Source organism: Campylobacter sp. VBCF_01 NA2, assembly GCF_027797205.1.
Taxonomy (GTDB): domain Bacteria; phylum Campylobacterota; class Campylobacteria; order Campylobacterales; family Campylobacteraceae; genus Campylobacter_B.
The window spans coordinates 570,602-596,880 of sequence record NZ_CP115607.1; the positions used below are offsets into that span (position 1 = coordinate 570,602).

Here is a 26,279-nt window from a genome sequence, read left to right on the forward strand (position 1 = left end):
GCAAAGATTAAGTCAAAATTTTGTAATATACAGGTTGCATTTTTTGCAAAATCCTTGCCCGCAGATTACATTTGCGAGCTAAAAATCCATAAGGAGAATTTATGAGAAATTACGAGGTTTTATTCATTGTCAAGCCTACGCTGACTGATGATGAAGTAAAAACAAAAGTTGATTTCGTTAAAGAAATCATTACAAAAAATGGCGGAAATATCGCTTCTGTCATCGAAATGGGCGCACGCAAACTTGCCTATAAAATCGATAAATATGAGCGCGGTGTTTATTTTGTCATTTATTTTACTGCCGAGCCAAGCTTGATTGCTGAGCTAGTTAGAAATTTGCGTATCACAGAGGATATTATTAGATTTTTGACTGTGAAATACGAGACAAAACGCGAGGTTTTGGCATGGGAAAAATTAAGCAAAGGCATTAAACTTAGCCCAGCTAAAAAAGAGCGCGAACCACGCGTAGCACCTGAGGCAAAAGAGCAAGCAGAGCAAACCGCTGAATAAAAGGATTTTAGATGTTTAATAAAGTAGTTTTGGTTGGAAATTTAACTCGCGATATTGAGCTTAGATATTTACAAACTGGCACCGCAATCGGTAAAACTGGCATTGCTGTAACTCGTAAATTTAATGGCGGAAATGGCGAAAAACGCGAAGAGACTTGCTTTATTGACATTGATTTTTGGGGACGCACAGCAGAAATCGCAAATCAATATTTAAGAAAAGGCTCAAAAGTGCTAGTTGAGGGGCGTTTAAAGCTCGATCAATGGCAAGACCAAAATGGTCAAAACCGCTCAAAACACAGCGTAGTGGTAGAGTCTATGGAAATGCTAAGTGCTCCACAAGGTGGAAATGGCGGAAACAATAGCTATGGTGCAAATAGTGGAAATTACGGCGCAAATAGCGGTAATAGTTATGGTGGCGGATACAATCAACACTCAAACTACTCTAACCCAAATCGCCAAAGCTCTGGCGGATATGGCGCGAACCAAACCACACAAAATCACTATGAAGCACCGAAAAAAGAGAGCTATGAGAGCCAAATTCCAGAATATGATGTTGATTCGGACAAATATGACGAAGGCAACGATACAATTCCATTTTAATTAAGGAAAAACAATGGCAGAAAAAAGAAAATATAGCAGAAAATATTGCAGATTTACAGAGGCTAAAATCGAATTTATCGATTACAAAGACACAGGGTTATTAAAATATTGCCTTTCAGAGCGTTTTAAAATCATGCCAAGACGCCTAACTGGCACTAGCAAAAAATACCAAGAGATGGTTGAGAAAGCAATCAAACGCGCTCGCCAAGCAGCTCTTATCCCTTATGTCGTAGATCACAACGAAGTCGTTACAAACCCATTTGAAAATCTATAATTTTTCTTAGGCTAGGATTTTTCCTAGCCTATTTTTTATCTTTTTACTCTACTTTCAAAAAGTCTTTGTCTATTTTTAGCTGTTTTACTAGATCCAAAATAGCGTAAATTTCATCGTGGAAATACGGCATATCCAGCTTAAAAAAGTTAAATTTCAAATCATTTAATGCTTTTTGCGAATTTGCATTTTTGCGCAAAAATACGAAATGTGTCTCTTCCTTGTCGATTAAATTTAAATAAGCAATCGCAGTCGAGTCTGTGCGCAAAATCTCGCTATCAATTAGCACGATATCAGCCTTGTAAATGCGGTCTGCTAGGTGTGTTTTGAGATTTTCCCAGGTGTTGTTTGGCACTACATTACAACCCGTGCTATCTAAAAAATCCTTCAAATCATCGAAAATTTCTTTATCTTTATGCGCGATTAAAATTTGATAATTGTATTTTTTGGCTCTTAGTCTGTTTTCTTGCTCCAAATACGAGCATTGAGCGTGCAATTTGATATGGGTTCCGCCATTATCGTTGCTTAGCTCCGCGATTTTGCCGACATCGCCTATGCTTTGTTTGGCTTTGGAAATGTATGGGTCGTTTATGAGCTTACCGCTTATGAGGGCAGTTTTTAGGTTGTGGATATATGTGGTGCGGATCTCTTTTTTGACGCTGATATCGACTAAGAGTTGCATTCTTGATAGTCCTGGCTTATCATCTCGCACGGAAAATACGATTTTTATAAGAGTAGGGTCTTTGACATTTTGCAAGAAAAATAGGCAAATATGGTAAATCGCATTTGAGAGATTTATCACATATCCGTCATAATAGCGTGGCGCGTCTGGCGGGAATTTGATAAAGACCGAGCTATCGTATCTGCTACACTCTTCGAATAAAATTTCACTTTGAAATTTAAGCGGTTTTAAGATATCAACTTGATTTATTGGGATAATTTTCTTTTTTACAGGTTTTATTTCGACTGGCTCTTTTTTAGGGAAAATATCGCCCTTATACGCCCTGCGCCTAAGTGCCTTGCGAAATACGATTCTATACACCAAAACTAATGCCAAAAGTCCTAAAATCCCAAGTAACGCGTAATCTTTAATCATAGTATTATCATCCCGTCGCCATAAGAATAAAATCTATACTTTTGCTCCACTGCTTCGCGGTAAATTTCAAGGGTCTTTTCAAGGCCGATGAAGCTAGCAACCAGCATAATTAAAGTAGATTTTGGTAAGTGAAAATTTGTAAGCAGATAATTTTGCCTAATAGGCGGATTATTTGGGTGCAAAAACAGCTCACAAGCCCCACATCTCGCGCCATTTCGTGCGAAATTTTCCACAGTTCTAGTAACCGTAGTGCCTACACCTAAAATTTTTTTATCGCTTTTTAAAATACCAGCCGTATCTTGCGCAATGCTGTAAAATTCGGAGTGCATTTTATGCTCTCTTAAATCCCTTGCCTCGACCGGCTTAAATGTCCCAGCACCCACATGCAGGGTAATGTAGTAAATCCCATGATTTGCTTTAAGCGCGCGTAGCATTTCCTCGCTAAAATGCAGGCTCGCAGTCGGAGCCGCCACAGCCCCAGCCTCGCGCGCGAAAATGCTTTGATACCAGCTCTCATCGTCTTTGGTGTCTTCGCGCTTGATATATGGCGGTAGCGGGACATGGCCGATTTCATCGGTGAGAGCGAAAATTTCGTGCGTGCCAAGCGCGCGATTATCACGGCTAAACTCCACCACTCTAAGCCCATCTTCACAGCACTCTACGACCCGCGCGCGCAAATTTTTATCAAAAACTAGCTCGCTACCCACACTTACTCGCCCTCTGATATATGCGCTAAATTTATTATCATTTAACGGCGAATTTAGCAAAAGCTCAATCTTGCCGCCGCTTGATTTAGCCCCGAAAATTCGCGCTTTTATGACCTTGGTATCGTTAAATATAATCTCGCAAGGTGGCAAAATTTCAGATAAATCTCCAAATTTAAGGTGTGAAATTTTATTTTTTTCTCTCTCATAAACCAAAAGCCTTGCGCTCTCTTTTGGCATTAGTGGGGCGTTTGCGATCAAATTTGGCGGCAGGTGGTAATCATAGCTATCTACTAAATTTAGATCCATTACGCCTCTTTTACTGCGCCTTGTGCGCTTTTCTCGCTCTCTTCGTCCTCGTCTGCCTCATCCTCATCATCGTCTGCTTTGTATGGATTTACCATTTTTGCGATAAGGATTGAAAGGGCGTAAAGCACGATTAGCGGACCAGCTAGCATGAATTGGCTCAAAACATCAGGCGGTGTCATAATCGCGGCAAAAACAAAGATTATAACAATCGCAAAGCGGAAAAAACTAGTCAGGCTTTTGTTTGTGATAAGCCCTAGTTTGGCTAGGAAAAATGTAACTACTGGAAGCTCAAAACTAATGCCAAAAGCCACAACTAATTTTGTGAAAAACCCGACATATTCGCCGATTTTAAGCATAGCAGAGTATGCCTCACCACCGAAATTTATCAAAAAGTTAAAAGCTACTGGAATTACGAAATAATAACAAAACGCAGCCCCTAAAAAAAACATCACACTAGCGCTTAGCACAAATGGAATTACATATTTTTTTTCGTTATCATACAGCCCTGGGGCGACGAAAAGCCACGCTTGCCAGAAAATTATCGGCATAGAGAGCAAAAGCGAGGTAAAAAACGAAACCTTCATCGCTGTAAAAAAGGTTTCGCCAAGCTGGGTGAATACGACTTTGCCGTCATCTGGAAGGACTTTGACAAGTGGGGCTTTCATAAAATCTAAGATTATTTCCCAATAATTAAAGCATACGACAAACATAAGAATTACCGTGATTACGCAGATAACTAGGCGTTTGCGAAGCTCGGCAAGGTGTGGTTTTAACTCTTCGAACATATTTTACTCTTTTGAATTTTGTGTTGGATTTGAATTTTGCGCCTGCGGGTGCGCTTCTGACTGCGGGTGCGCTTCTGGTTGCGCTTGCGGTTGCTCCTGTGCCGAATTTGGCGTAGAATTTTGCGCTAAATTTTGCGTAGAATTTTGCTTAGAATTTAGCGAATTTTCCGCTTCATTTAGCGTGGTATTAACAGAGCTTTCTATATCACTTAGCCCTGCATTTAGCGTATCTTTGACCGAATTTAGCCCGCTTTTTATCTCGTCAAGCTCTTCAAAGGTAAGCTTTTTGCGCATGGTTTCTGTGGTTTTGTTAATGCTTTCTTTGTATTTTTTGGCGTCCTCTTTGAGTTCGGCTATGCGGACTTCTTGGTCGAAAGTGGCCTTTGCATCGTTGATTGATTTTTTGATGACTTTGAAGTATTTTGCAATCTCAACTAGCGCGCTAGGGAGCTTTTCAGGGCCTAGGGCGATGACTGCGACGATTAAAATTATCGTAATTTCAGGGAAACTGATACCAAACATTAAAATTCCTAAACAAAAAGATTGCGTATTTTAGCTAAAACTTCATTAATATTAAATTTAATGCTCGCTCACAAATAGGGCGATTTCGTCGGCTAGCAAGAAATTTGGATTGTAAAAAACGCCGTTTTTGAAATCTAGCTTGCCCTCTGCGCTTAAAATTTGGGCGTTTTTAAGCTCTTTTTCGCGCAAAATTTCGCCCCTCACGCCCAAAAACGAGCGAAATCCAAGGAAAATTTTCTCCAAAATTTTATCCTCTAAGCTTAAATTTTCCACGCTTTTTGCAAGCGGATTTTGTATGTATTCTTCGATACTACCTGCGCCGTTGTATCGCACAAATCCGCTCGTGCCCACAGCGTGCGCGCCAAATCCAGCGTAATCCTCGCCACTCCAATACGCCACATTGTGCGCGCAACGCCTGTCATTTTTGGCGAAATTTGAAATTTCGTATTGCGTAAAGCCTAGTTCGCTAGCTTTTTTAAAGAAAAATTTAGCCAAATTTTCATCATCTCTGGCAAACTCTGCGCGCCCAAAAAACGGCGTGCCAGGCTCTAAGGTAAGGGCGTATGCGCTTAGATGCGTTACCCTCGCGCGCGCAAACTGCGCAAGCTCGAACTCTAAATTTTGCTTATCATCAAATTTGCTAGCATAAATCAAATCCAAATTTATATTTGAAATTCCCGCGTTTTTGGCGTTATCCACGGCTTCGAAAATTTCATTTTTTCCGTGCGTGCGACCTAGAAATTTGAGTTTTTCATCATTGAAACTTTGTGCGCCAAAACTTATGCGATTTACGCCAAATTTTCGCATTTGCTCTATCCATTTGGGCTTGGCAGAATTTGGGTTTGCCTCGGTTGTAATCTCGGCGTTTTGGGCGAAATTTGGCGAGAGTTTTTCAAAAATCTTTTCATAATACTGCGCCGAAATCGCACTTGGCGTGCCGCCGCCGATAAAAAGGGTTGAAATTTTGAAATTTTTATTTTTTTTAATGAAATTTGAAATTTCTAAATCCAGCGCGTCAAAGTAGTTTTTAGCTAATTTAAAAGCGTTTATGCGTGAGCCAAACGCGCAATACGGGCACTTTGAGGTGCAAAACGGGATATGAATATAAATATGCAAAATTTCTTCCTAGCCAAATTTAAAGGGCGAAATTTAGCAAAAATTCTTTGAATTTTAGCCAAATTTATACCTATTTTCGCTAATATTTTGCAAATTTTTTTCAAAGAGCTAATATGGAGAAAAATTACAGACCAAATGTCGCAGCTATCGTGCTTGCGCCTTCGTATCCGTTTAGTTGTGATGTGCTTATCGCCCAGCGCAGTGATATACGCGGGGCTTGGCAGTTTCCCCAAGGCGGTATCGACAAGGGCGAGACGCCAAAAATGGCAATTTTACGCGAGTTAAAAGAAGAGATAGGCACAGATGATGTCGATATTATAGCCGAGTGTCCGCAGTGGCACAGCTACGATTTTCCGGAGGCTGTGGCGCAAAAAATGCGCCCATGGGACGGGCAAATGCAAAAGTATTTTTTACTAAGATTAAAAAGCCTAAAAGGGCTTGATATCAAAACGCATAAGCCTGAATTTGATGATTTTAAATTTGTAAATGCAAATCAAGTTTTAAAGCATGTAAATCACTTCAAAAAGCCGATTTATGCGCTTGTTTTAAAATATTTTAAAGAGGAGGGATACCTTTAATGCTTATAGTTCAAAAATACGGTGGCACTAGCGTAGGCACATTAGAGCGCATAGAAGCGGTTGCCGAGCGCGTGATAAAGACTAAAAACGAAGGCCATGATCTAGTCGTAGTTGTATCTGCGATGAGTGGCGTTACAAATAGATTGGTCGAGTATGGAGAGTATTTTACAAAAGATCTAAACACTCGCGAAATGGATATGATGCTAAGTGCTGGCGAGAGGGTTACTAGCGCGCTTTTAGCCCTTGCGCTAAATGCAAAAGGCTACCCTGCGGTGGCGTTTTCTGGCAGACAGGCTGGTATCGTAACCGATACAATGCACACCAAAGCTCGCATTAGTTTTATCGATCCGACTAATATGAATAAAGCCATAAAAGAGGGTAAAATCGTCGTAGTAGCGGGATTTCAAGGCATTACCGAAGAGGGCGATATCACTACTCTTGGCAGAGGCGGAAGCGATCTATCTGCTGTGGCGATAGCTGGGGCGATAAATGCTGATACATGCGAAATCTACACAGATGTCGATGGAGTCTATACCACAGATCCACGCATCGAACCAAAGGCTAAAAAACTCGATAAAATCAGCTACGAAGAGATGTTAGAGCTTGCTAGCATGGGGGCTAAGGTTTTGCAAAATCGTAGCGTAGAGTTAGCCAAAAAGCTTAAAGTAAATTTGGTAACTAGAAGTAGTTTTAATAACAACCAAGGAACACTAATAACAGGAGAAGAAAATATGGAAGACGCAGTAATCAGCGGAATAGCATTAGATAGAAATCAAGCAAGAATCACAATCAGAGGCGTAGATGATAGACCGGGCGTTGCGGCTGAGATTTTTTCATCTTTGGCGCAAAAAGAGATAAATGTAGATATGATAGTCCAAAATATCGGCATTGACGGAGCGACAAATTTAGGCTTTACGATCCCACAAAACGAAATGGAACCAGCCCTAGAAATCATGCGCTCAGTAATTTCTAATCCAAAATGCGTAATCGAAAGCGATAATGAGGTCGTAAAAGTCTCAATCGTGGGCGTGGGTATGAAAAGCCACAGCGGTATCGCTTCGCTAGCGTTTCGCACACTAGCAGCTGAGGGTATCAATATCCAAATGATCTCAACTAGCGAGATTAAAATTTCGATGATTGTGGCTGAAAAATACGGCGAGCTAGCAGTTAGAGCGTTACATAAAGCTTACAATTTGGATAAATAATGCAAGATTTATACACTTGGAGCGCTAAAACTCTGCAAAACGAGCGAGATATGGAGTGGCTCGAAAATCGCAAAGAGCATTGGATACCGCTATTAGCGACAAAAATGCGTCTGCTATATAGCGGGTATTCGTTTGTGGTGATGTGCGATGATGAGAGAAGGTGGTTTGGCGAATATATCGTCAGCAAGATAAACGATAGCAAAAACACCAGACCGCTTCTGCCATTTTTCGAGTTTTCATCGCTTTATAACCAAGAGATTACCTCCCAAGAACAGGTCGCTTTGCTAAATGATATGCTCTCGCTCTCATTTAGCAACGGCTTCATTTATTTTTACATAGGCAGGGGCGATCACGCTTACGCCAAAATAGCCAAAAGCCACGAGGACAGCTATTTGTGGCTCATTGACGAGGCATTGCCAAACAGCTTTCAGCTAAGCGAAAACGATGAGAGCCTAGATATCAAACTGCTTCAACTCTTTAAAATTTTAAACAAAAGTATCGACGCGGTGCTTTTTGGTGAAGTTGTGCTTTGAAACTCATTAATCAAATTTTTATAACGAACGATTATGCGGGTTTTAAAGCAAAAATTCTATCTGAATTTTCCCCTAAAAATTTGCGCTTTTTCGAAAGCGATGAGCTCAAAATCGACGAAGCTAGAAAGATAATCGACGAAGCCTATATCGCCGAGGTAGAAAACAAAATCATCGTAATTAGCGCGGTTAAATTTCGCGACGAGGCGCAAAATGCGCTTTTAAAAATTCTAGAAGAGCCACCTCGCAATACTATATTTTTCCTCGTTGCGCCCTCGATTACGCTTTTATTGCCGACGATTAGATCTAGGCTAATGGTGCAAAATTTGCTTGGCGAGAAAAAGCGCGAGCGCACGGGGCTAAATTTGCGAAAAATCGATTTGAGGCAGATTGATGCGTTTATTAACGAGTGCATAAACAAAGAACGCGTCGGCTCGCTCGATAAATTTGCCCTAAAATCGCTTGTCATGCAACTTGTCATCGAGTGCTTCGAAGCTGGGATAAAATTTAGCGTTAGCGAGCTAGAACACATAAACAAGCTCGTCTATCTCATCGAACACAACGCCAAATCCCACGCTGTATTGCCGCCGCTATTTTTGATAATCAAAGGCAAATAATGAAAATTTTTAAAATTTCAAATAGTGCCGATTTTATGGCACTTTGCGCGCGCATTAATTGCACAAAAGAGGGTGCGAAAATCATGCGCAAAAAATCAAATTTGAACTTTTTTTATATCAAAGATTTGCGCACCCCTGCGGCAAATATCTTAAAGCAAGATGCCCTTAGCATAGGTGCAGAGCTTGTAACGGCTGAGCATGTGATCACAGGCGGGGCAAACTCAGACGCGCTTTTGATTGCAAACGATAAACAGGTTGAAATTCTCTCAAAAAAAGAAAAGGCGCAGGATTTTGGGCTAAAAAATTTGGCGCAGTTTTTGGGGCAAAATTTCAAAAAACCCAAAATTTGCGAGATTATGGGGGTTTTAAATTTAAATTTCGATAGTTTCAATCCCGCTTCTCGCACCCAAAATTTAACCGAAGCAATCGCAAAAATCGAAAAGATGATTGAAGATGGAGCCGATTATATCGATATTGGCGGGGTTAGCTCGAAGCCAGGTAGCGTGTATTGTGGCGGGAAAGAAGAGTTTGCTCGCATAAATGGCGTAATAAGCGAAATTTATAGGCAAAATTTACACGAAAAGGTCAAATTTAGCCTTGATAGCTTTGATGAATACTGCGCCCGTTTCGCGCTAGATCACGGATTTAGCCTTATAAACGATATTAGCGCAAATTTAAATTTAATCAGTGTTATCAAAAATTACGGCGCGAAATACTGCCTAATGCACATGCAAAACTCGCCCAAAAATATGCAAATTTCGCCACATTACGATGATTTGCTTGGCGAGATCGATGAGTTTTTCGCGCAAAATTTGGCGCAAATCGTCCAGCTTGGCGTGGAAGATGTGATTTTGGATGTGGGGATTGGCTTTGGCAAAACGGCTGAGCAAAATTTGATTTTAATCAAAAATTTAGAGCATTTTTTGCACCACAAAAAACCGCTTTTGGTGGGGGCTAGCAGAAAAAGCGTGATTGATTTTTACCATAAATCAAGCGTGGAAGAGAGATTGTCTGGCTCGTTGTATTTGCATTTGCTAGCAGTCCAAAATGGCGCAGGTATCATCAGGGTGCATGATGTGAAAGAACACAGGCAAATGCTGGATTTAAAATCGGCTTATGATAAAATTTTGTTGTGAAAATGGCTAAATTTTATTAGAATTTTATCCAAATTTAGCAATACTTATCAGCTTAAATTTCACAAGGAGGGAATATGAGAAAAATTTGTGTTGGTGTCGCTGCGTTAGCGATATTTGCAGGTAGTTTGAGTGCGAAAGAATTTATCAATATCGGCACAGGTGGAATGACAGGGACTTACTATCCTGTGGGCACTGCGATTTGTCGCCTTGTAAATACCGATAAAAATTTTAAATGCTCAGTTCAATCCACAGGCGGATCGACATATAATGTCAATAATGTCCTTAAAAAAGAGCTAAATTTCGGCTTCGTTCAAAGCGATGTCGTTTATGACAAATACAATGGCAAGGGCAAATTCGAGGGCGAGCCAAATCCAAAACTTCGCTCAGTTATTTCGATTTATCCTGAGCTTTTGGCGTTTGTAGTCGCGCGCGATAGCGGAATCAAGGCTTATGCTGATATAGATGGCAAAAAGATAAATTTAGGAAATCCAGGCAGTGGAAACGAAGTAACAAGCACTTTGATTTTTAATGAATACGGCATTGATTTAGCTAAAATGGCGCAACGAAGCGTGCTAACCGTGCAAGAGTGCCCAATGGCGCTAAAAGATAAGAAAATCGACGGATATTTCTTTATGGTGGGACACCCGACTGCAAATATCATCGATGTAGCGACATCTATGCCGGTTGATTTGGTTGGTATCGATGAAGCCACAGCTGATAAAATCGTAGAAAAATACCCATATTTCGCAAAAGGCGTGATTCCAAAAGGCCTTTATGAGGGGATTGATTACGATACTACGACGATTGGCGTAAAGGCTGTATTAGTCGCTGATGAGAGCGAGAGTGATACAGCCGTAAGAGCGATCGTAAAGGCTATTTTAGATAATTTTGACGAGTATAAACAGCTCCACCCTGCGCTAAATTTGGTTAGCAAAGAATCCCTAATCGAAGGTCTTAGCGCACCACTTCACCCAGCGGCTGAGGCGGTATTTAAAGAAGCTGGAATTTTAAAATAAGGCAGTAGATGAAAAAAGACGAGCAGGTATTAGAGGTAAAAAGTAGAGAATTTTCGTCGAAAAAGCTATTTTGGCTTGTAACGCTAGTGTGCTTTGCGTGGGCTGTTTTTCAGCTTTATATCGCGTATTTTCCGATAAATGGCACGCGCGCTAGATCTATCCACTTAGGTTTTGCGATTTTTATCATTTTCGCTCTTTTCCCTGCTCGTTCGCACTCTAAGGCGCATTTTTACATACCATTTTATGATTATATTTTGCTGGCTGTGGGGACATTTGCGATACTTTATCCTGCGATTGATTTTTACGGGATTGCGCAAAGACCAGGCGATTATTTGCAAAGAGATGTGGTAATTGCGTTTTTAGGAATTTTTGTTTTATTCGAAGCTGGGCGCCGTATGATGGGCTTAGCGCTTCCGATAATTGCATTTTTGTTTTTGCTGTATTGCTATTTTGGGCAGTATATGCCAGATGTCATCGCGCACCGTGGCGCAAGTATCGAAAAGCTAGCCGGCCACATGTTTCTTACCACAGAGGGCGTTTTTGGCGTGCCTGTGGGAGTTAGCACAAATTATATTTATCTATTTGTGCTTTTTGGTTCGCTTTTAGAGCGCGCTGGTGCGGGGCAGTATTTCATAAATGTAGCGTTTGCGCTTTTGGGTAGATTTCGTGGCGGACCAGCCAAAGCTAGCGTTATTGCTAGTGGGCTAACTGGCATGGTTAGCGGAAGCTCGACTGCAAATGTCGTTACCGTGGGAACCTTTACGATTCCGCTTATGAAAAAAGCAGGACTTAGCCCAGTCAAAGCGGGCGCAATCGAGGTCGCAGCTGGCGTAAATGGCCAACTCATGCCACCTATCATGGGTGCGGCTGCCTTTATCATCGCGCAGTTTTTGGGTATGGAATACACGCACATTATGATTGCTGCGCTAATTCCTGCGTTTGCGTGCTATGCGGGGCTATTTTTTATCGTGCATTTAGAGAGCTGTAAGCTAGGGCTTAAAGGAAATTCAAACTACAAAAGAGTTTCAAAGCTAAAACTAATTTTAAGCGGAATTCACTTTTTAATCCCGATTATGGTGCTTTTATACACACTTTTGATTTTGAAGCAAAGTGCCTTTGCAGCGGCGTTTAATGCGATTGGTGTGTTATTTATCATAATGGTTTTGCAAGAGCCAGTTCGCAAACTAATCTACAAAGAGCAAATTTTAAGGCAAGATTTTATCCAAGGTTTTAGCGATATTTTTTGGGCTATGGTCGCAGCGTCGAAAAACATGGTAACAGTCGCAGTCGCCACTGCGTTAGCTGGCGTCATCATCGGCTCTATTTCGCTAACTGGTCTAGGAGCTGTGCTATCTGATCTAGTCGAGGCTGTGGCTGGGGATAATATTTTGTTGATTTTGTTAATGACGGCGATAATGAGCTTGATTTTAGGCATGGGGCTTCCGACTACGGCGAATTATATCGTGGTTTCTAGCCTAATTGCGCCTGTGATTTTGATTTTAGCTGATAGAAATGATTTGCTTGTGCCTGCGATTGCGGTGCATTTGTTTGTGTTTTATTTCGGAATTTTAGCCGATGATACTCCGCCTGTGGGAATTGCAGCGTATGCCGCCGCAGGTATTGCTAAGGCAAACCCTGTAATCGTGGGCGTGCAGGGATTTATTTATGATTTGCGAACAGCGATTTTGCCGTTTGCGTTTTTTTTCAATAACAAACTTCTTTTAATCGAGTCAATCACCACCCCAATGGATCCAAAGGGCATTACATGGATCTCAGATCCCGCCCAAATCGCGCTTATTTTTGCTAGCGCGCTCATTGGTATGTTTGCGTTTAGCTCCGTGCTTCAAGGCTGGTTTGTGAAAAAATGCAACGCCTTAGAGCGCGCGCTACTGCTATGCGTCGTGCCGCTAATGCTCGTGCCAAATATGTGCGTGAGATATTTCGATTTCATCAGTAGCGAATACATTTGTTATGGCGTTGCTTTGGCGATTTATGTGGGGATTTTTGTAAAGCAGTGGTTCGCAAAACCAGAGGGCGAGCAAGCTTAAATGCAAAATTTCAAATGGCAAATTTCAAAGCAGTTAAAAACTGCAATGAGGCAGAAAAATATTGATAATTTTAGCCTTGTTGTTTTGGTTAAGACTTTTTATGACGAGGCGCACCCAGGTCATAGCGAGGATATGAGAGCGGAGGTTTTTGCTATACTTGATGAATATAATCCAAATTTAGATATCGAAATTTTTGATATGGTTTGCAGGGCTTTGGGTATCAAAATCACACTCGGATAAATTTGATATTTTTGTGAATTTTAAAATTTAAAAATGGGGTCAAATTTGACCCCATTGTGCTTTTTAAAGCAGAGTTAGAAAGTTATTTCTATGATTTCATAAGGCTTGGTGAAGCTTTCGTCCTTGACTTTGAGCAGGTTTTGAAGCTGTGGCGCTAGGACATAATAGACGATTTTGACATCGACGGTGTAGGTGTTTTGTGGCATAGTTACGCTAAATTCTCTGCTCTCCCCGGCGTTTAATCTCGTATCTTCCTTCAAAGTTTTTGCGGCATACGATAGGGTTTCATCGCCTCTGCTGTCTGTATAGATCGCACGAAGCGCGCCTAAATTTTGCGTTGATAAAATTTTGCCAAGTCTGTCTTTGAATCTGACATGCACTTCAACCGAACGCCCGCTAAATCCTGTCGGAACCTTGTGAGTGGTTAAATTTTTTAAATTTATCACCGCTTTATCGCCGCCTAAGCGATTAAATCTAAGCTCAATCGCCTCTTTTAGGATATCTGAATTGCGTGCGCCGTTGAAAAAGTGAGATCTGATATCTCTGATAACCGCGCCTTCCCTAGGTGCGCCAGGGGCGATGATTTTTTTGGTCGATTTGCCCATGTGGCAATCCACGCAAAGTTTGGCGTTTTGCACGCCTGCACCCTCAGCTTGTGTGTTATAAATCGAAAGCTTAGATTTGCCGCCTTGTCCTTGGTGGCAAGAGTTGCAAAGCTCGTCGTTGTTTTGGAAAAAATCTCGTTTTTGGCTTTGGTGATACAGCGCGTCAGCCTCGCTCACATCGTATGGGCCAGTCACATAGTCCTCGCTCCACGAGAAGCTTTTGTATCCAGAGATACTCGGATCGCTTTGGTCTGGTTTGATTTTATCGACATTGTGGCAAATGTAGCACGAAATGCCGTTTTTGACATCTTCGCTTTTGGTAAATTCTTTGACCTTGTCTTTCTCGCCAAGATCAAGCGACAGCGCCACGCTCATCGATACATCTAGCTCTTTGATTTTCATTTTTGCGTTGTGGCATTGACCGCATGATAGCGTTAGACTCTCTTCTAAATTTCCCGTTTCTTTGGCGATTAATGAAATTGATTTTTTGTAAAGTTCGTTAGAATCCTCGTGTGATAGCGCGTGTAGGGATTTGACCCAAGCTTCATGCACATCGCTGTGGCAGGTGGCACAGACATTTGGATCAGCGAAATCAGCCTCAGCGGCAAACAAAAATGAGAAACCTAGTCCCAAAAGCCCTAAAAATTTAAACCTCATAATCTCCCTCCAAGTCGAAATTTAGGCTATTCTAGCAAAAGAATTCTTAAAATATTCTATTAGTTAAATTACACTTTTTAGATAAATTTAATATTTTATTTATCCGAATTGCGCTAAATTTCGACGAATTTTTGGAGGTTGAAATTTGAAATTTTTAGAGCAATTTAGCATTATTTTAGGAATTTCTCTGTGCGCTGAAATTTTATCCAAACTTATCCCGCTTAGCATACCGGCTAGTATTTATGGGCTGATACTTATGCTTTTGGCTTTGATTTTTAGGGTGGTTAAAATCTCGCAAATCAGGGAGAGCGCGTCGTTTTTTATGCAGATAATGCCTGTGATTTTTATCCCGGCAGGGGCTGCTATCATCGTAGCTGGCGATGTTTTGATGGCGAATTTTTGGGCAATAATCGTGATTGTGGTGATTTCTACGATTTTGGTAATGGGTGCTAGCGGATTTGTAACGCAGATTTATTACGAAAAAACGCTAGAAAAAGAGCGCAAAAAGCTCTACGAGGACGAAAAATGAGAGAGATACTCATAAATTCGGCGTTTTTTGGCGTTTTTTTGTGTTTGATTTCGTTTCAGGCTGGAATTTATCTGAAAAAACGCTTCAAACTAGCGATTTTCAACCCGCTTTTGGTGGGGACGATTTTGACGGTTTTGACGCTGGTGCTAGTGGATATCCCATACGATAAATTTAACGCCAGTGCCGCGCATGTGAGCTTTTTTCTCACGCCGATTACGGTGTGTTTGGCAGTGCCATTATACGAGCAACTCTCGCTCTTGCGCAAAAATTTCGTTGCGATTTTTGCGGGGCTGTTTTCGGGCGTGCTGGCTGGGACTTGCAGTATTTACGCGCTGGCTTTGATTTTTGGCATAGATCATGCGCTCTATGTGACACTGCTACCCAAATCCGTAACCGCGCCCATTGGCATGGGCATTAGCGAGAGTTTGGGCGGAATCGTAAATTTGACCATGGCGTGCATAATCGCAACGGGGATTTTAGGAAATATATTTGGAGAGGCGATTTTAAGGCTATTTCGCATAAAAAAATCCGTAGCAAAGGGGATTGCGCTTGGGTGCGCAAGTCATGCTATGGGGACAGCAAAAGCCCTTGAAATCGGAGATATCGAGGGCGCAATGGCGTCTTTGGCGATGGCTGTAACTGGGCTTTTTACCGTGGTTGGGGCCAGTATTTTTGCAAACTTTATTTAAGGAAATTTTATGGTAATCACAATCGCTAGACAAACAGGGGCAGGCGGGCGCGAACTAGCCCAAAAATTGGCAGCTAGGCTAGGATATACTTACCTCGAAAAGGCCGATTTGCTCAAACGAGCTGATTCTTTGGGGTGCTTTGAGATGATGTATGAATTCTACAACGAAATGCCCATAAATATGCTCTTGCACGCCATTTCGCACAATGAAATCGCAAACGAAGAGAAGCGCGAACGCATAGCCAAAATTTATCGCCAAATCGCACATGACGGAAATATCATAATTTTGGGGCGTTGCGCTGGGTATTTTTTGCGCAGTAGGGGGGATTTGCTGCGTGTGTTTTTGCGCGCTGAGGACGAGTTTAAACTCGCTCGCCTTGCTAGCGAAACTAAGGGCGATGTCAGGGAGTTTATGGAAAACTCAGACGCTGGCAGAGCGAGCTTTCATAGGTATTACACGAACGAAATTTGGGGCGCGTCGCAAAACTACGATATCTGCATAAACACATCGTTTTGCGGTGTCGATGGCGCGGCGCAAATCGTGGAAAATTTGATTAAATTTAAAGAAAATTTGAGCGATAAATGATTTAAATTTTCAAAACTTATAGCGCGTAGTATAAAATTTTATACAATCAATTTTGAGAGAATTTATTAAAAATTTTGCTTTCAAAATTGATTGATATTGATAAAAGTTATTGACTTATATTCTAAATTTCGTTAAAATACCCCGATTTTTCGCTATTTTCAAAATCACTGTATTTTTGATAAGCAAAATTTACAAATTTTATCCACGGGGGAAATTTATGGATTTTCTAAAAGACTATATTGATTATATAATTATTTCTATTTTGGTTTTTATGAGCTTTTTGGTCGTTTGGTTTAGCATAGAGCGGGTGCTGTTTTACAGAAGAGTATCGCCAAAAGACTACAAAAGCAAGGCACTGTATGAGGAGGCGCTGAGCAAAAATCTCACCGCGCTTTATATTGTGTATTCTAACGCCCCGTATATCGGGCTTTTGGGCACTGTGGCTGGCATTATGATTACATTTTATGACATGGGTGCTAGTGCCAATATCGACGCGAAAGCTATCATGCAAGGCCTCTCTCTCGCGCTCAAAGCCACTGCGCTGGGGCTTTTGGTCGCTGTGCCTACGCTGATGATTTACAACTGCTTTTTGCGCAAAGTCGATGTCATGCTCAATCGCTACGAGGGCTAAAATGCGACTACCTAGGAAAGAGGGGCTAAATATCGTCCCATTTATCGATATTATGCTGGTTTTGCTAGCGATCACGCTTAGCGTTTCGACCTTCATCGCACAAGGGTTAATCAAGGTCGATTTGCCAAGTGCTAAAAGCGCGCAAAGCCCAAGCGAAGAGAAGAAAATCACCATTAAAATCGACGAGCACTCGCAAATTTTCATCGATGATATTGCCGTGGATAGCGAGGCTTTGAAGTCAAATTTAGAGCATTTGCAAAAGCATGATTTGATTGTTTTAGAAAATGATAAAAACTCCAAATTCGAGGCTTTCGTCATCGTAATTGACGCACTCAAAGAGCTAAATCACGAAAATTTCGCAATTGTGACGAAAAAAGATGAATAGTGCAATAGGATTTTTTACTTCGCTGATTTTGCATATTGCCTTGCTTTGCTACGCTTTTGCGAATTTCAGGGCGCCAAATTTGATGCAAGATGAAGCTCTAAGCGTGATTAGAATCGAAAATTTCGTCGCTTTGAGTGATACTGCGCCCGAAAATGTGGAAAATTTAGCCGAGCAAAATTCACAGCCTGAACCTGAACCTGAACCTGTTTCTGAGCCAGAGCCTACGCCTGAGCGAGAACCTGTTTCTGAACCAGAGCCTACGCCAGAGCCAGAGCCTGCCCCTGCGCCCGAACCGCTCCCTAAACCTGAGCCAAAACCAAAACCAAAACCAAAAAAAATCGCAAAAGAAAAGGCTGTAAAAAAGAATTTTGATAGCAACAAAACAGGCGCAAATTTGCCAAATTTAGCCCAAACTAATGCTAGCGCAGGCGCGCCAAAAGCGGGCATGGCAAACATACAAGGCAATGCCAAGAGCGATAATATCGGCGGCGTGATACAAAAAATCATCGCAGCCTACGCGCAAAAAAGCTACCCAAAAAGCGCGAAAATGCGTAGGCAAACTGGCGTGGTAAAGGCTGAGTTTCAATATCTGCCAGGTGGCGTGGTGCAGGGCGCTAGAATAGTATCTAGCTCTGGTGTGGAGGCACTAGATGAGGCTGTATTACGGGCGATAGAGCGCACGAAATCGAAATTTCCGCCCACGACAAGCGCGCGAACTTTTGTCGTAAATGTGCGCTTTGTGCTGAAATAAATTTCAAAATTTTGCAAATTTAGCGACTTTAAATTTTAAATTTGTAGATTGCCACGCTCGTTTCACTCGCTCGCAATGACAGATTAAGAAAAATTTGCCAGCCATTGTCATTGCGAGCTTTCGCAGAAAGCGAAGCAATCTACGAGATTAAATTTACGATTGATTTTTATGTTATTATAAGTAAAGCTTTGCAAAGCAAAGAAGCTTTATTTAAATGATTATTAAATTATTTTATCTTTTTTTGTGGGCAAGGACGCCAACCTTACGATACTCTCTTTTAAAAAATTGGTTTTATTAAATTTTGTTATCAAAAAATTGAATACCTTTTTGGTAAATTATCAATATTTATATTTTTTTGTAAAAAATATTTCTTTACTTCCTTATATATTTCATCACTATATAGATAAATCATAAAATATCTAATTGATAACGGCGAACCGATTGCAGTTTTAGCCGGATTATCAATTTGAATAGATGAAAAAATTTCAAATCCTTTTAAACTCTTATTCAAAAATATATAAAAGAAAAATCTTATAAAAATATATGAAAAACAAAAAGATACAGATAAACTAACAATTAATATAGGTTTGTAGAATAAAAATACAACCAACATAATCATAAAATACATAGTGACAATATTTTGTTTGTGATTGCTTACATCACAACAAGTAAAAAATGGTTTTGCCATTTTATTTTCTACAATTTCACATCGCCTTTTTAATTTCCCATAATCATAAAATTCAATATATCTATTTGTAAATTTAATTTTATGGTGTGAAAAATGCGTTTTTTGAAACATAAAAATAATACTTATCCAGCAAATCGGAAAAAGAATAAGCCAAATATCTAAATTACCGCTATTTGCTAGATATAATTTTTCAAATAAATTATAAAAAATCCCACTAATCATTAAAGACGGCACAAATAACGAAAATACAAAAAATTCTTCATAGCTTTGTATTATCAATGGATTTTCATCATAATCCCTAAAATTTGGATCGGTTTGTTTTTTATTTTCTAGCCATTGTTGATATTTAGCTTCTTTTTCTTTTGCTTGTTGAATTTTCATTTCGGCTTTTTTAGTCATTTGCTCTGCTTTTTCTCGCATTATTTTTTCATTATCCAAATTTAATCCTTTTTATAAAATCCCGGTCAATATCTGTGATACTGAATTTATCAAATTTTACAAATTCAACCCCGCTTAATCAAATGTAAAATTTAGTAAATCACATTTGAGAGATAAAGTCCATTTGGTGGGGCTGGTATGCGGGTGAGGGCGTGGGAGAGGTCTAGGGGGCGATTTGATTTGAGCGAGGCAAGGGCGTTTGCTAGCATTAATCGCACTTGTGCGCGTAAAAAGCCGTTTGCGACGAAATTTACCACGCTGAGATTTCCGTGCGAATACGCGCGCGCTACGAAAATTTCACGAACCGGGCTTTTTATCTCGCTTCCAACCTTCATAAACTCGCTAAAATCGTGTTCTCCGATAAATTTCGCAAGAATCAAATTTAGCTTTTCAATTTCAAATTTGGGCATAAAAATTTGAAAATCGCTTAGAAATGGGTTAAATTCGCCGTGGTTGATGATGTATCGATACGCCCTAGCTTTGGCGCTGTATCTTGGGTGAAATTCATCGCTTACCACGCGCAGGTCGCGCACGAAAATGTATGGCGCGCAGTGGCGATTGATAAGCTCTTTAAGGCGCGGCAAGCTTTGGTAGAGTTCGCATTTGATCGTGCTTGTTTGGCGCAGGGCATGCACGCCCTTGTCGGTGCGAGAGCTAGTGGTGAGCGCGCCAAAAATCCCGACCCTACCTAGCGCGATTTTGAGCGCGTCCTCGACGCTACGACCATGTGGCTGGGACTGCGAGCCACAAAATCGCGCGCCGTTATAAGCGTAGGTAAGAAGTAAATTTTGCATTTTAATATCGCGGTTTGATTTTGAAGTTATAATAAATCCAAGATAGGATAAATGTCAGCGCAAATGTAACGCTAATGGCGATTTGTGGGCGTTTGGCTAGTATCATAATCAGCGCAAAATAGCTAAAAAGCACCCCAAAAATCCCAGCGTAAATAAAGCCCTTTTCGTAGCGGTAAGTTACGATTCCAAAGCTTAGCGCAAAAAGCACGCTTGCTAGCGGAAATAGCGAAACAAGCACATAAATGCTGAAATCTTTTTTGCGTTTGTCGTTTTTGCGCATTTCGCGCCAGTATCCTAGCACATCGCTTCCTGTGCGGATATTGCTCTTAGAAAGTGTGCGTATGATAAGCTCGTCAAACTCAGTAATATGCCACTCATCGCTATCCACGGTGTAGATTTTGCCATCGCGTAAAAGCGCGGAAAAGCTTTGATTTTCGCTTACAAACTCGCCTTTTTTGGCGATGATTATGCGCTCATCTTCGCCTTTTTTGCCGTGGTTGTAAAATACTAAATTTTTGTAAATTTTGCCGTTTTCGCCCTCGTCTTCGCCCTCGATGAAAACCATCCACTCCGAAAATTTCTGCCCAAATTCGCTAGCTTTGATATTTAGCGTGGCGCTGACTTTTTTGTAGTCGATGAAATTGTCTTTGAGATTTTCGGCGATTGGCATCATCACAAGCGAAATAAAGAGCAAAAGAACCGAAAAAATCGCCGCAATCACGCCAAAAAACACAGCGATTTTGCGCGTAACATAACCGATAGTAAAAAGCACGATTGTCTCGTTTTCTTTCGAAAGGCGGAAAAGCGCCATGCTAAGGGCGACAAAAAAGGCAATCGGCACGGTGAAAATGAGAATTCGTGGTAGCATGAAAAGGTAGAGTTTGATTAGCTCTATCAAATTTATCTCGATAAAAGAGGTAATGCGCGCAATCTGCAAGAAAAACACAATCGACATAATGATAAAAAGCGTGCTAAATAGCGATGCAAACGAGCTTATGAAGTTGCTAAATAGGTATTTTTGAACTCTATCCATAAATCATTTCCAAAAGCTCTAAAATTTGAGCTTTGAATAAAATAGTAAGCAAAAGTCCAGCTGATAAAAACGGCACAAACGGCAGTTCGTAGCCTTTTTTGTTGGCGATTGCGTATGCTGGCAGGGTCAAAATAGCGCCGATATAAATCGCGATTCCGCCGAGCTTCCAGCCCAAAATCGCGCCGATGATTATGGCGATAAAAATATCGGCTGAGCCCATGGCTTCGCGCTTTAAGACCTTTGTGATGATGAGGCGAAGCGCGAAAAACGCTAGTCCATACCCAGCGGCTGGATACAGCAAGCTAATGTCAAAATCATAAAGCAAAGGATAGATTAGGCTTATCGCGGTAGCTGTGAAAAGTAGGCTATCTGGCACGGCCTTGAACTCGAAATCGATTGCCGAAAGTGCTAGTAAAAGTATGAAAAGTAGCGCTAAAATGGCGGCTTTGATGATATCTGGCTCGCAGATATACGCGCTTGCGGCTAGCGCACCAGCTAGAAATTCCACGATTGGATAGCGGATAGAGATTTTTTCCTTGCAAAATGCGCATTTTCCGCCCAAAAACAGCCACGAAAACAGCGGGACATTGTGGTAAAATTTCAGCGGAGTGCCACATTTAGGGCAGTGCGAAGCAGGGAAGTTGATACTCTCGCCACGCGGAAGCCTGTGGATTAAGACATTGCTAAACGAGCCGACACAGATGCCAAAAAGGGCGAAAATCGCCATGTAAAGGTAGTATTCCATAAAAATCCATTATTAAATTGATAAATTTTGCAAACGACTATTTTACAATTTTTTGGCTAAATTTTGGGCAAATTCGGGAGTGAATTTGCAAATTTAGGCTTAAAATTTTTTAGACCACTTTGCGTAAAATCGGAATTTTTGAGAGTATAAACGCCAAAAGTGCAGAAATCGCAAAAATGGCAATACTTAAAAGTGGTATCATTATTATCGGATTTAGCGTTATATTTGTGATTTGTAGTTTTATAATAAATATATCTCTAATTGCAGCGTGTATAAGATAAATTCCAAAACTTAGTGCAGAAAGTTTGGTTATAAGTTTTGCAAATTTGCCGTTGTTTTGGAAATTTGCAAATAAATTTTTAAAGAAAATAAAAACGCCAAAGCTTACAAACATAACATTTATTAATCTATAAGTAAAAATAAATTCCTTGCCTTTGGTAGTATGTGTCGCAAAATATGAATTAAAACCTATCGTAATAACAAGAGAAATAAATGCCAAAATGTAAAAAATAGTTCTAGTTCTTTTAGAAATTTCAAAATTTGCAAAATAAAATCCGGCTAAAAAATATATCAAATAACCACTGAATTCAGGGACATTTGAACGAAAATATAGAGTTTTATTTAGAAAAAATTTCAAAAATACATTGATAAAATCATAACCGCAACAAAAAATCGCTAAAACAATGAGCAAAAGTTCAAAATCTTTTTTACTTAAATTTCGCACCAAAACTTGTAAAAATGGAGCCAAAAAATAAAGTCCGATTATCATATATAAAAACCAAAGGTGATATTTTGTGCTTTTAAATAAAAAATCTGTTAATCTAAATGGATTGGTGTCAAATTTGCCATTTAAAAACATATCAAAATAAAGATAAAAAATACTCCAAACGATAAGTGTAATGGATAGTCTAAAAATATTTTTCTTTAAAATTCTGCCTAAATTTTCGCTCACACTTTCACTATATCGCCTAAAATCAAGCAAAAATATACCGCTAACCATGACAAAAACAGGCACACACCAACGAACTAATCCGTTGTAAAAATTTACTATTTGCCATTCGTAAGATTGCGATGGCATTTTGTATTGTCTAATAACAGCTACATGCAAAACAATAACCGCAAAAATCGCAATAACTCTTAAAAAATCAGGATAAAAAACCCTTTGCGGTGTGTGTGTGTGTGTGTGTCAGAAACGCCGTGAGATTGCGAAGTGGTAGAAATTTTCAAATCTTGCAAATTTTGTGCGTTTTTCTCATTTTGTGGCATTATAACCCTCCAAATCTTCGATTTTTATTTTTAAATTCGCTGATGATTTGCGACAATTCTGCGTTAGAAAACTCAGGCCACAAAGTATCGCTAAATGCAAATTCGGCGTAACTTGCCTGCCAAAGCAAGAAGTTTGAAATGCGCTTTTCGCCACCTGTGCGGATTAGCAAATCCACATCGCCACTGCGCGCGGTATCTAGGCGCGCTGAAATTTCGCTCTCGCTAAATTCGCTCCCAGAGCGTGAAATTTCGCGACACGCTCGCACGATTTCATCACGCGCGCCGTAATTTATCGCCAAATTTAGATTTAAATTCGCACAATTTTGCGTAAAATTTTGCAAATCATAAATTTTGCTTTTCAAATCATCACTAAATTTCGCTATATCGCCGACGGCTTTGAAATTTATCCCATTTGCCAAAAAACTCTCTTTTTTATCAACTAAAAATTTCGCCAAAAGCTTCATTAAAAATTCAACTTCGCTTTTTGGCCGCTTCCAATTTTCGGTGCTAAATGCGTAAAGAGTTAAATTTGGGATTTTTTCTTTTATGCAAAATTCGCAGACTCTCTGCACGACCTGCGCGCCCACTTCGTGCCCGCCAGTGCGCAATAGGGCGCGTTTTTTAGCCCAGCGCCCATTGCCGTCCATAATGATTGCTAAATGGTTTAATTGATTCACGATTTAGATTTTTTTAAGTTCGTTTGCTAGTTTTAGCGCGATTTCATCTTTGCTCGCAGTGTCTAGCTCGGTAATAAAATCGTTTGTCAAAAGCGTGATTCTCGTGACATCGCCACCTAGTTTTACCACATCATCTAGCGTATTTAGGCATACTGCGTCGAGATTTTTCTCATCTAGCATGCGTTTTGCTTCGTTTAGTGCGGTTTCTTTGTCGGTTTCGAGCTTGAAGCCGATTTTTTTGATATTTGCATGCACAGAGCTTAGGATATCATCGGTCTTGCCAAGGCGCAGGTTCCATACATCGCCGATTTCTGTCTTTTTGACCTTGCCTTTGTAGCGGACTTTTGGAGTGTAGTCGCTAACAGCTGCTGCCATTATCAGGTATGAGCCATCAGGGAATTTCGTGCTATCAAGGGCTGATTTTAGGCCGATTGTGCTCTCAAAAATCGTAAGTTTGTAAGGCAAATTTGGATAATCCACGCTCGAAATCAGCGTTACATTTGCGCCTAGATAATAAAATGCGTCCGCGATTGCCTTTGAGGTTTTTCCGCTAGAAAAATTTGTAATTCCACGGATATTGTCGATTTTCTCGGTTGTTGGACCGCCTGTGATGACGACATTTTTGCCTTCCCAAAATTTATCCTTATGGATTGCGCGTTTTACGGTTTGAAGTATCGCCTCTGTGGTGGCTAGGCCACCTTTGCCCTTTTCGCCACAAGCTAGCATTTTTTCGATTGGCTCGACAAACAAGGCTTTGACATTGCTTTTTAAAATTTCAATGCAGTTTTGGGTTATGTTGTTTTCAAGTAGCGCAGGATTGGCTGCTGGTGCGATTACGACCTTGGCTTTGGCGAAGGCTGCGTTTATGGTTTGTAAAAATACATTATCGCAAACTCCCCAAGCAAGCTTGTTTATCGTATTTGCCGTAGCAGGAGCGATTAAGACTAAATCTACTTTTGAGTAGTTTATGTGATTTACCCCTTTTTGCCAGTCTTCGTTGCCGCTGCATAGCACAGGGTGATCGCACAAAGCCTCGAAAGCCTTGTAGCTCACAAACTCGCTCGCACCCTCGCTAAGTGCGACATAAACATCGAAATTCGCCTTTTTAAGCGCAGAGAGAATTTCAAACGCTTTATAAAAACTAATGCTTCCACAAACTGCTAGTAAAATTTTCTTCTTACTCATTGTTGCTCCTAAAAAATTTATAGAAAAATTCAGCTTTGTTTGTTTGTTTTGATCTAGCTATCGCTAGTGCGCCATTTGGGACATCTGAAACGATAGTTGAGCCCGCTGCTATGATGACATCATCGCCTATTTTAACTGGGGCTACAAACTGCGTATCAGAGCCTACGAAGACATTTTTTCCGATTATGGTTTTGTATTTTTTCTTGCCGTCATAATTGCATGTAATAGTGCCGCAGCCGATATTTGTGCCACTACTAATCTCGCAATCTCCAAGATAGCTTAAATGGCCTGCTTTGATATTATTAACCTTTGCGTTTTTTAGCTCGACGAAATTTCCGATATGAGTGCTCACAATCTCGCATTTTGGGCGTATGTGCGCCATAGGGCCAAGGTCAGAATTTTTGATAAGTGAGCTTTCGACTACGCTTGAACTTTTGATTATAGAGTTTTCGATCACACACTCACCGATAATGCTGACATTTTCTTGTAACTCGCACTCGCCGATAAATTTTGCCCTGCAATCTATATAAATCGTGCTAGGAAGGCGCATTAGCACGCCAGCTTTCATCAAGCGCTCTTTTATGCGATTTTGCATGATTTCCTCAGCCACGCTTAGCGCAAATTTATCATTTATGCCCATGAAATTTTGTTCATCAACCCACACGGCAGAGCATTTTAGCCCCATATCCTTGGCGATTTTTATGCTATCTGTGAGGTAATACTCTTTTTGGGCGTTGTTTGGTGTGATTTGAGGCAGTATTTTTTCTAGCACCTTTGTATCGAAGCAGTAGCACCCAGCATTAGCGTCGCAAACTAGCTTTTCTTCCTCGCTAGCGTCCTTTTGCTCGACGATTTTTAAAATTTCGCCATTTTTTGTGATAACTCTGCCATATCCAAATGGATCTTTTGCGCGAAATACGCTCAGGGCGACATCTGCGTCGCTACTGCAAAGCGAGCGCAAATCCGCGCTGTCGATTAGTGGCATATCGCCACACACGATTAGAGTTTTTTGGCTATCAAATTTGATATCTTTTAGCGCGCCTGCGGTGCCAGGAAAATTTTCGTGGTCTTGTTTGTAAATTTTGGTGCTTGGATACTCGCTCAAAACTGCCTCTTTGACACGATCAAATTGATAGTGCAAAATCACGCTCACATCATCGCTAATCTCATACGCGCGCTCTAAAACATGGCTTAACATCGACTTTCCGCAAAGCTCAAATAGGACTTTTGGGCGGTCTGACTTCATACGCGTGCCAAAACCAGCGGCTAGAATTACTACTGAAATTTCACTCATAATTTTCCTAAAAAATAAAAATTTAGGGATTTTATCACAGCTAAGA

At 40.6% G+C, this 26,279-nt stretch carries 32 protein-coding genes; 17 read left to right on the forward strand and 15 right to left on the reverse strand.

All coding sequences use genetic code 11. The features are described 5' to 3' along the window. The first annotated feature begins 101 nt into the window (after positions 1-101). From rpsF to rpsR, 3 genes are read left to right on the forward strand one after another with little or no spacing between them, the layout of a single operon-like run. Positions 102-509 (forward strand): 30S ribosomal protein S6, encoded by a 408-nt coding sequence (gene rpsF, locus PF027_RS03045; protein WP_270859105.1) that lies wholly within the window; start codon positions 102-104, stop codon positions 507-509. An 11-nt stretch (positions 510-520) separates the two neighbouring features. After that, positions 521-1,108, forward strand: coding sequence for a single-stranded DNA-binding protein (locus tag PF027_RS03050; protein WP_270877349.1), 588 nt, complete (start codon positions 521-523; stop codon positions 1,106-1,108). Positions 1,109-1,121: 13 nt separating this feature from the next. After that, positions 1,122-1,382: a 30S ribosomal protein S18 gene (rpsR, locus tag PF027_RS03055; RefSeq protein ID WP_270859103.1), complete on the forward strand. Its 261-nt coding sequence runs from the start codon at positions 1,122-1,124 to the stop codon at positions 1,380-1,382. Between the two features lie 43 nt (positions 1,383-1,425). Here the strand turns inward: rpsR and PF027_RS03060 are convergent, their stop codons facing one another. The 5 genes from PF027_RS03060 to hemW are packed head-to-tail and all read right to left on the reverse strand — an operon-like array spanning position 1,426 to position 5,911. Next, positions 1,426-2,475, reverse strand: coding sequence for a hypothetical protein (locus tag PF027_RS03060; protein WP_270877350.1), 1,050 nt, complete (start codon positions 2,473-2,475; stop codon positions 1,426-1,428). Further along, the gene (gene queA / locus PF027_RS03065; RefSeq protein WP_270877351.1) at positions 2,472-3,488 is read right to left on the reverse strand and encodes a tRNA preQ1(34) S-adenosylmethionine ribosyltransferase-isomerase QueA; all 1,017 of its coding nucleotides are present in this window, start codon (positions 3,486-3,488) and stop codon (positions 2,472-2,474) included. Before queA ends, PF027_RS03060 begins: the two co-directional genes overlap by 4 nt. Then, positions 3,488-4,273 (reverse strand): twin-arginine translocase subunit TatC, encoded by a 786-nt coding sequence (gene tatC, locus PF027_RS03070; RefSeq protein WP_270871982.1) that lies wholly within the window; start codon positions 4,271-4,273, stop codon positions 3,488-3,490. The genes queA and tatC overlap by 1 nt, the downstream gene beginning before the upstream one ends. A gap of 3 nt (positions 4,274-4,276) precedes the next feature. Beyond that, positions 4,277-4,795: a Sec-independent protein translocase protein TatB gene (tatB, locus tag PF027_RS03075; protein ID WP_270871981.1), complete on the reverse strand. Its 519-nt coding sequence runs from the start codon at positions 4,793-4,795 to the stop codon at positions 4,277-4,279. A 57-nt stretch (positions 4,796-4,852) separates the two neighbouring features. Continuing rightward, positions 4,853-5,911, reverse strand: coding sequence for a radical SAM family heme chaperone HemW (gene hemW, locus PF027_RS03080; RefSeq protein WP_270871980.1), 1,059 nt, complete (start codon positions 5,909-5,911; stop codon positions 4,853-4,855). A gap of 113 nt (positions 5,912-6,024) precedes the next feature. Here hemW and PF027_RS03085 point away from each other — a divergent pair, with 113 nt between their 5' ends. From PF027_RS03085 to PF027_RS03120, 8 genes are all read left to right on the forward strand, one after another. Further along, entirely contained in the window at positions 6,025-6,489 is a 465-nt protein-coding gene (locus tag PF027_RS03085) for an RNA pyrophosphohydrolase (protein ID WP_270859098.1), read from the forward strand. Beyond that, positions 6,489-7,694 carry an aspartate kinase gene (locus tag PF027_RS03090; protein WP_270859097.1) on the forward strand — a complete coding sequence of 402 codons (1,206 nt, stop codon included), beginning with the start codon at positions 6,489-6,491 and terminating at the stop codon, positions 7,692-7,694. The genes PF027_RS03085 and PF027_RS03090 overlap by 1 nt, the downstream gene beginning before the upstream one ends. Beyond that, on the forward strand, positions 7,694-8,227 hold the full coding sequence (locus tag PF027_RS03095; protein ID WP_270871265.1) for a HobA family DNA replication regulator: 534 nt from the start codon (positions 7,694-7,696) through the stop codon (positions 8,225-8,227). Before PF027_RS03090 ends, PF027_RS03095 begins: the two co-directional genes overlap by 1 nt. Further along, positions 8,224-8,841, forward strand: coding sequence for a DNA polymerase III subunit delta' (locus PF027_RS03100; RefSeq protein ID WP_270871979.1), 618 nt, complete (start codon positions 8,224-8,226; stop codon positions 8,839-8,841). The genes PF027_RS03095 and PF027_RS03100 overlap by 4 nt, the downstream gene beginning before the upstream one ends. Beyond that, a complete protein-coding gene (gene folP / locus PF027_RS03105; RefSeq protein WP_270871978.1) occupies positions 8,841-9,977 on the forward strand; it encodes a dihydropteroate synthase in 1,137 nt (378 codons plus the stop codon). Before PF027_RS03100 ends, folP begins: the two co-directional genes overlap by 1 nt. Positions 9,978-10,051: 74 nt before the next feature. Then, positions 10,052-10,993 carry a TAXI family TRAP transporter solute-binding subunit gene (locus PF027_RS03110; protein ID WP_270871977.1) on the forward strand — a complete coding sequence of 314 codons (942 nt, stop codon included), beginning with the start codon at positions 10,052-10,054 and terminating at the stop codon, positions 10,991-10,993. Positions 10,994-11,001: 8 nt separating this feature from the next. Then, positions 11,002-13,041, forward strand: a complete 2,040-nt coding sequence (locus tag PF027_RS03115; RefSeq protein ID WP_270871976.1) for a TRAP transporter permease — start codon at positions 11,002-11,004, stop codon at positions 13,039-13,041. Continuing rightward, complete coding sequence (locus tag PF027_RS03120) at positions 13,042-13,281, forward strand: hypothetical protein (protein WP_270871975.1); 240 nt, start codon at positions 13,042-13,044, stop codon at positions 13,279-13,281. A gap of 74 nt (positions 13,282-13,355) precedes the next feature. On the opposite strand, the gene PF027_RS03125 is transcribed toward PF027_RS03120, so the two are convergent. Further along, the gene (locus PF027_RS03125) at positions 13,356-14,543 is read right to left on the reverse strand and encodes an ammonia-forming cytochrome c nitrite reductase subunit c552 (protein ID WP_270861883.1); all 1,188 of its coding nucleotides are present in this window, start codon (positions 14,541-14,543) and stop codon (positions 13,356-13,358) included. Between the two features lie 145 nt (positions 14,544-14,688). Between PF027_RS03125 and PF027_RS03130 the strand changes: the two genes are divergently transcribed. From PF027_RS03130 to PF027_RS03155, 6 genes are all read left to right on the forward strand, one after another. Beyond that, positions 14,689-15,072 (forward strand): CidA/LrgA family protein, encoded by a 384-nt coding sequence (locus tag PF027_RS03130; RefSeq protein WP_270861882.1) that lies wholly within the window; start codon positions 14,689-14,691, stop codon positions 15,070-15,072. Beyond that, the gene (locus PF027_RS03135) at positions 15,069-15,761 is read left to right on the forward strand and encodes an LrgB family protein (protein ID WP_270871270.1); all 693 of its coding nucleotides are present in this window, start codon (positions 15,069-15,071) and stop codon (positions 15,759-15,761) included. Before PF027_RS03130 ends, PF027_RS03135 begins: the two co-directional genes overlap by 4 nt. Before the next feature lie 9 nt (positions 15,762-15,770). Then, a complete protein-coding gene (locus tag PF027_RS03140; RefSeq protein WP_270871271.1) occupies positions 15,771-16,346 on the forward strand; it encodes a cytidylate kinase-like family protein in 576 nt (191 codons plus the stop codon). Positions 16,347-16,563: 217 nt separating this feature from the next. Beyond that, positions 16,564-16,977, forward strand: coding sequence for a TonB-system energizer ExbB (gene exbB / locus PF027_RS03145; RefSeq protein WP_270859086.1), 414 nt, complete (start codon positions 16,564-16,566; stop codon positions 16,975-16,977). A 1-nt stretch (position 16,978) separates the two neighbouring features. Beyond that, a complete protein-coding gene (gene exbD / locus PF027_RS03150; protein WP_270871272.1) occupies positions 16,979-17,362 on the forward strand; it encodes a TonB system transport protein ExbD in 384 nt (127 codons plus the stop codon). Continuing rightward, positions 17,355-18,113 carry an energy transducer TonB gene (locus PF027_RS03155; RefSeq protein WP_270871273.1) on the forward strand — a complete coding sequence of 253 codons (759 nt, stop codon included), beginning with the start codon at positions 17,355-17,357 and terminating at the stop codon, positions 18,111-18,113. Before exbD ends, PF027_RS03155 begins: the two co-directional genes overlap by 8 nt. Positions 18,114-18,420: 307 nt before the next feature. On the opposite strand, the gene PF027_RS03160 is transcribed toward PF027_RS03155, so the two are convergent. From PF027_RS03160 to glmU, 9 genes are all read right to left on the reverse strand, one after another. After that, a complete protein-coding gene (locus PF027_RS03160) occupies positions 18,421-19,239 on the reverse strand; it encodes a hypothetical protein (protein WP_270861877.1) in 819 nt (272 codons plus the stop codon). A 92-nt stretch (positions 19,240-19,331) separates the two neighbouring features. After that, positions 19,332-20,033 (reverse strand): tRNA pseudouridine(38-40) synthase TruA, encoded by a 702-nt coding sequence (gene truA, locus PF027_RS03165; RefSeq protein WP_270871274.1) that lies wholly within the window; start codon positions 20,031-20,033, stop codon positions 19,332-19,334. Between the two features lies 1 nt (position 20,034). Further along, positions 20,035-21,066, reverse strand: a complete 1,032-nt coding sequence (locus tag PF027_RS03170) for an LptF/LptG family permease (RefSeq protein WP_270871275.1) — start codon at positions 21,064-21,066, stop codon at positions 20,035-20,037. Further along, a complete protein-coding gene (locus PF027_RS03175; RefSeq protein ID WP_270871276.1) occupies positions 21,059-21,811 on the reverse strand; it encodes a prepilin peptidase in 753 nt (250 codons plus the stop codon). Before PF027_RS03175 ends, PF027_RS03170 begins: the two co-directional genes overlap by 8 nt. A gap of 109 nt (positions 21,812-21,920) precedes the next feature. Continuing rightward, positions 21,921-22,919, reverse strand: coding sequence for an acyltransferase (locus PF027_RS03180; protein ID WP_270871973.1), 999 nt, complete (start codon positions 22,917-22,919; stop codon positions 21,921-21,923). 29 nt (positions 22,920-22,948) lie between these two features. Further along, positions 22,949-23,077, reverse strand: coding sequence for a hypothetical protein (locus PF027_RS03185; RefSeq protein WP_270871972.1), 129 nt, complete (start codon positions 23,075-23,077; stop codon positions 22,949-22,951). Further along, on the reverse strand, positions 23,077-23,754 hold the full coding sequence (gene uppS / locus PF027_RS03190; protein ID WP_270871971.1) for a polyprenyl diphosphate synthase: 678 nt from the start codon (positions 23,752-23,754) through the stop codon (positions 23,077-23,079). The genes PF027_RS03185 and uppS overlap by 1 nt, the downstream gene beginning before the upstream one ends. A 3-nt stretch (positions 23,755-23,757) precedes the next feature. Further along, positions 23,758-24,939 carry a bifunctional phosphopantothenoylcysteine decarboxylase/phosphopantothenate--cysteine ligase CoaBC gene (gene coaBC, locus PF027_RS03195; RefSeq protein WP_270859075.1) on the reverse strand — a complete coding sequence of 394 codons (1,182 nt, stop codon included), beginning with the start codon at positions 24,937-24,939 and terminating at the stop codon, positions 23,758-23,760. Next, positions 24,932-26,233, reverse strand: coding sequence for a bifunctional UDP-N-acetylglucosamine diphosphorylase/glucosamine-1-phosphate N-acetyltransferase GlmU (gene glmU / locus PF027_RS03200; protein ID WP_270876228.1), 1,302 nt, complete (start codon positions 26,231-26,233; stop codon positions 24,932-24,934). Before glmU ends, coaBC begins: the two co-directional genes overlap by 8 nt. Between the last annotated feature and the right edge of the window lie 46 nt (positions 26,234-26,279).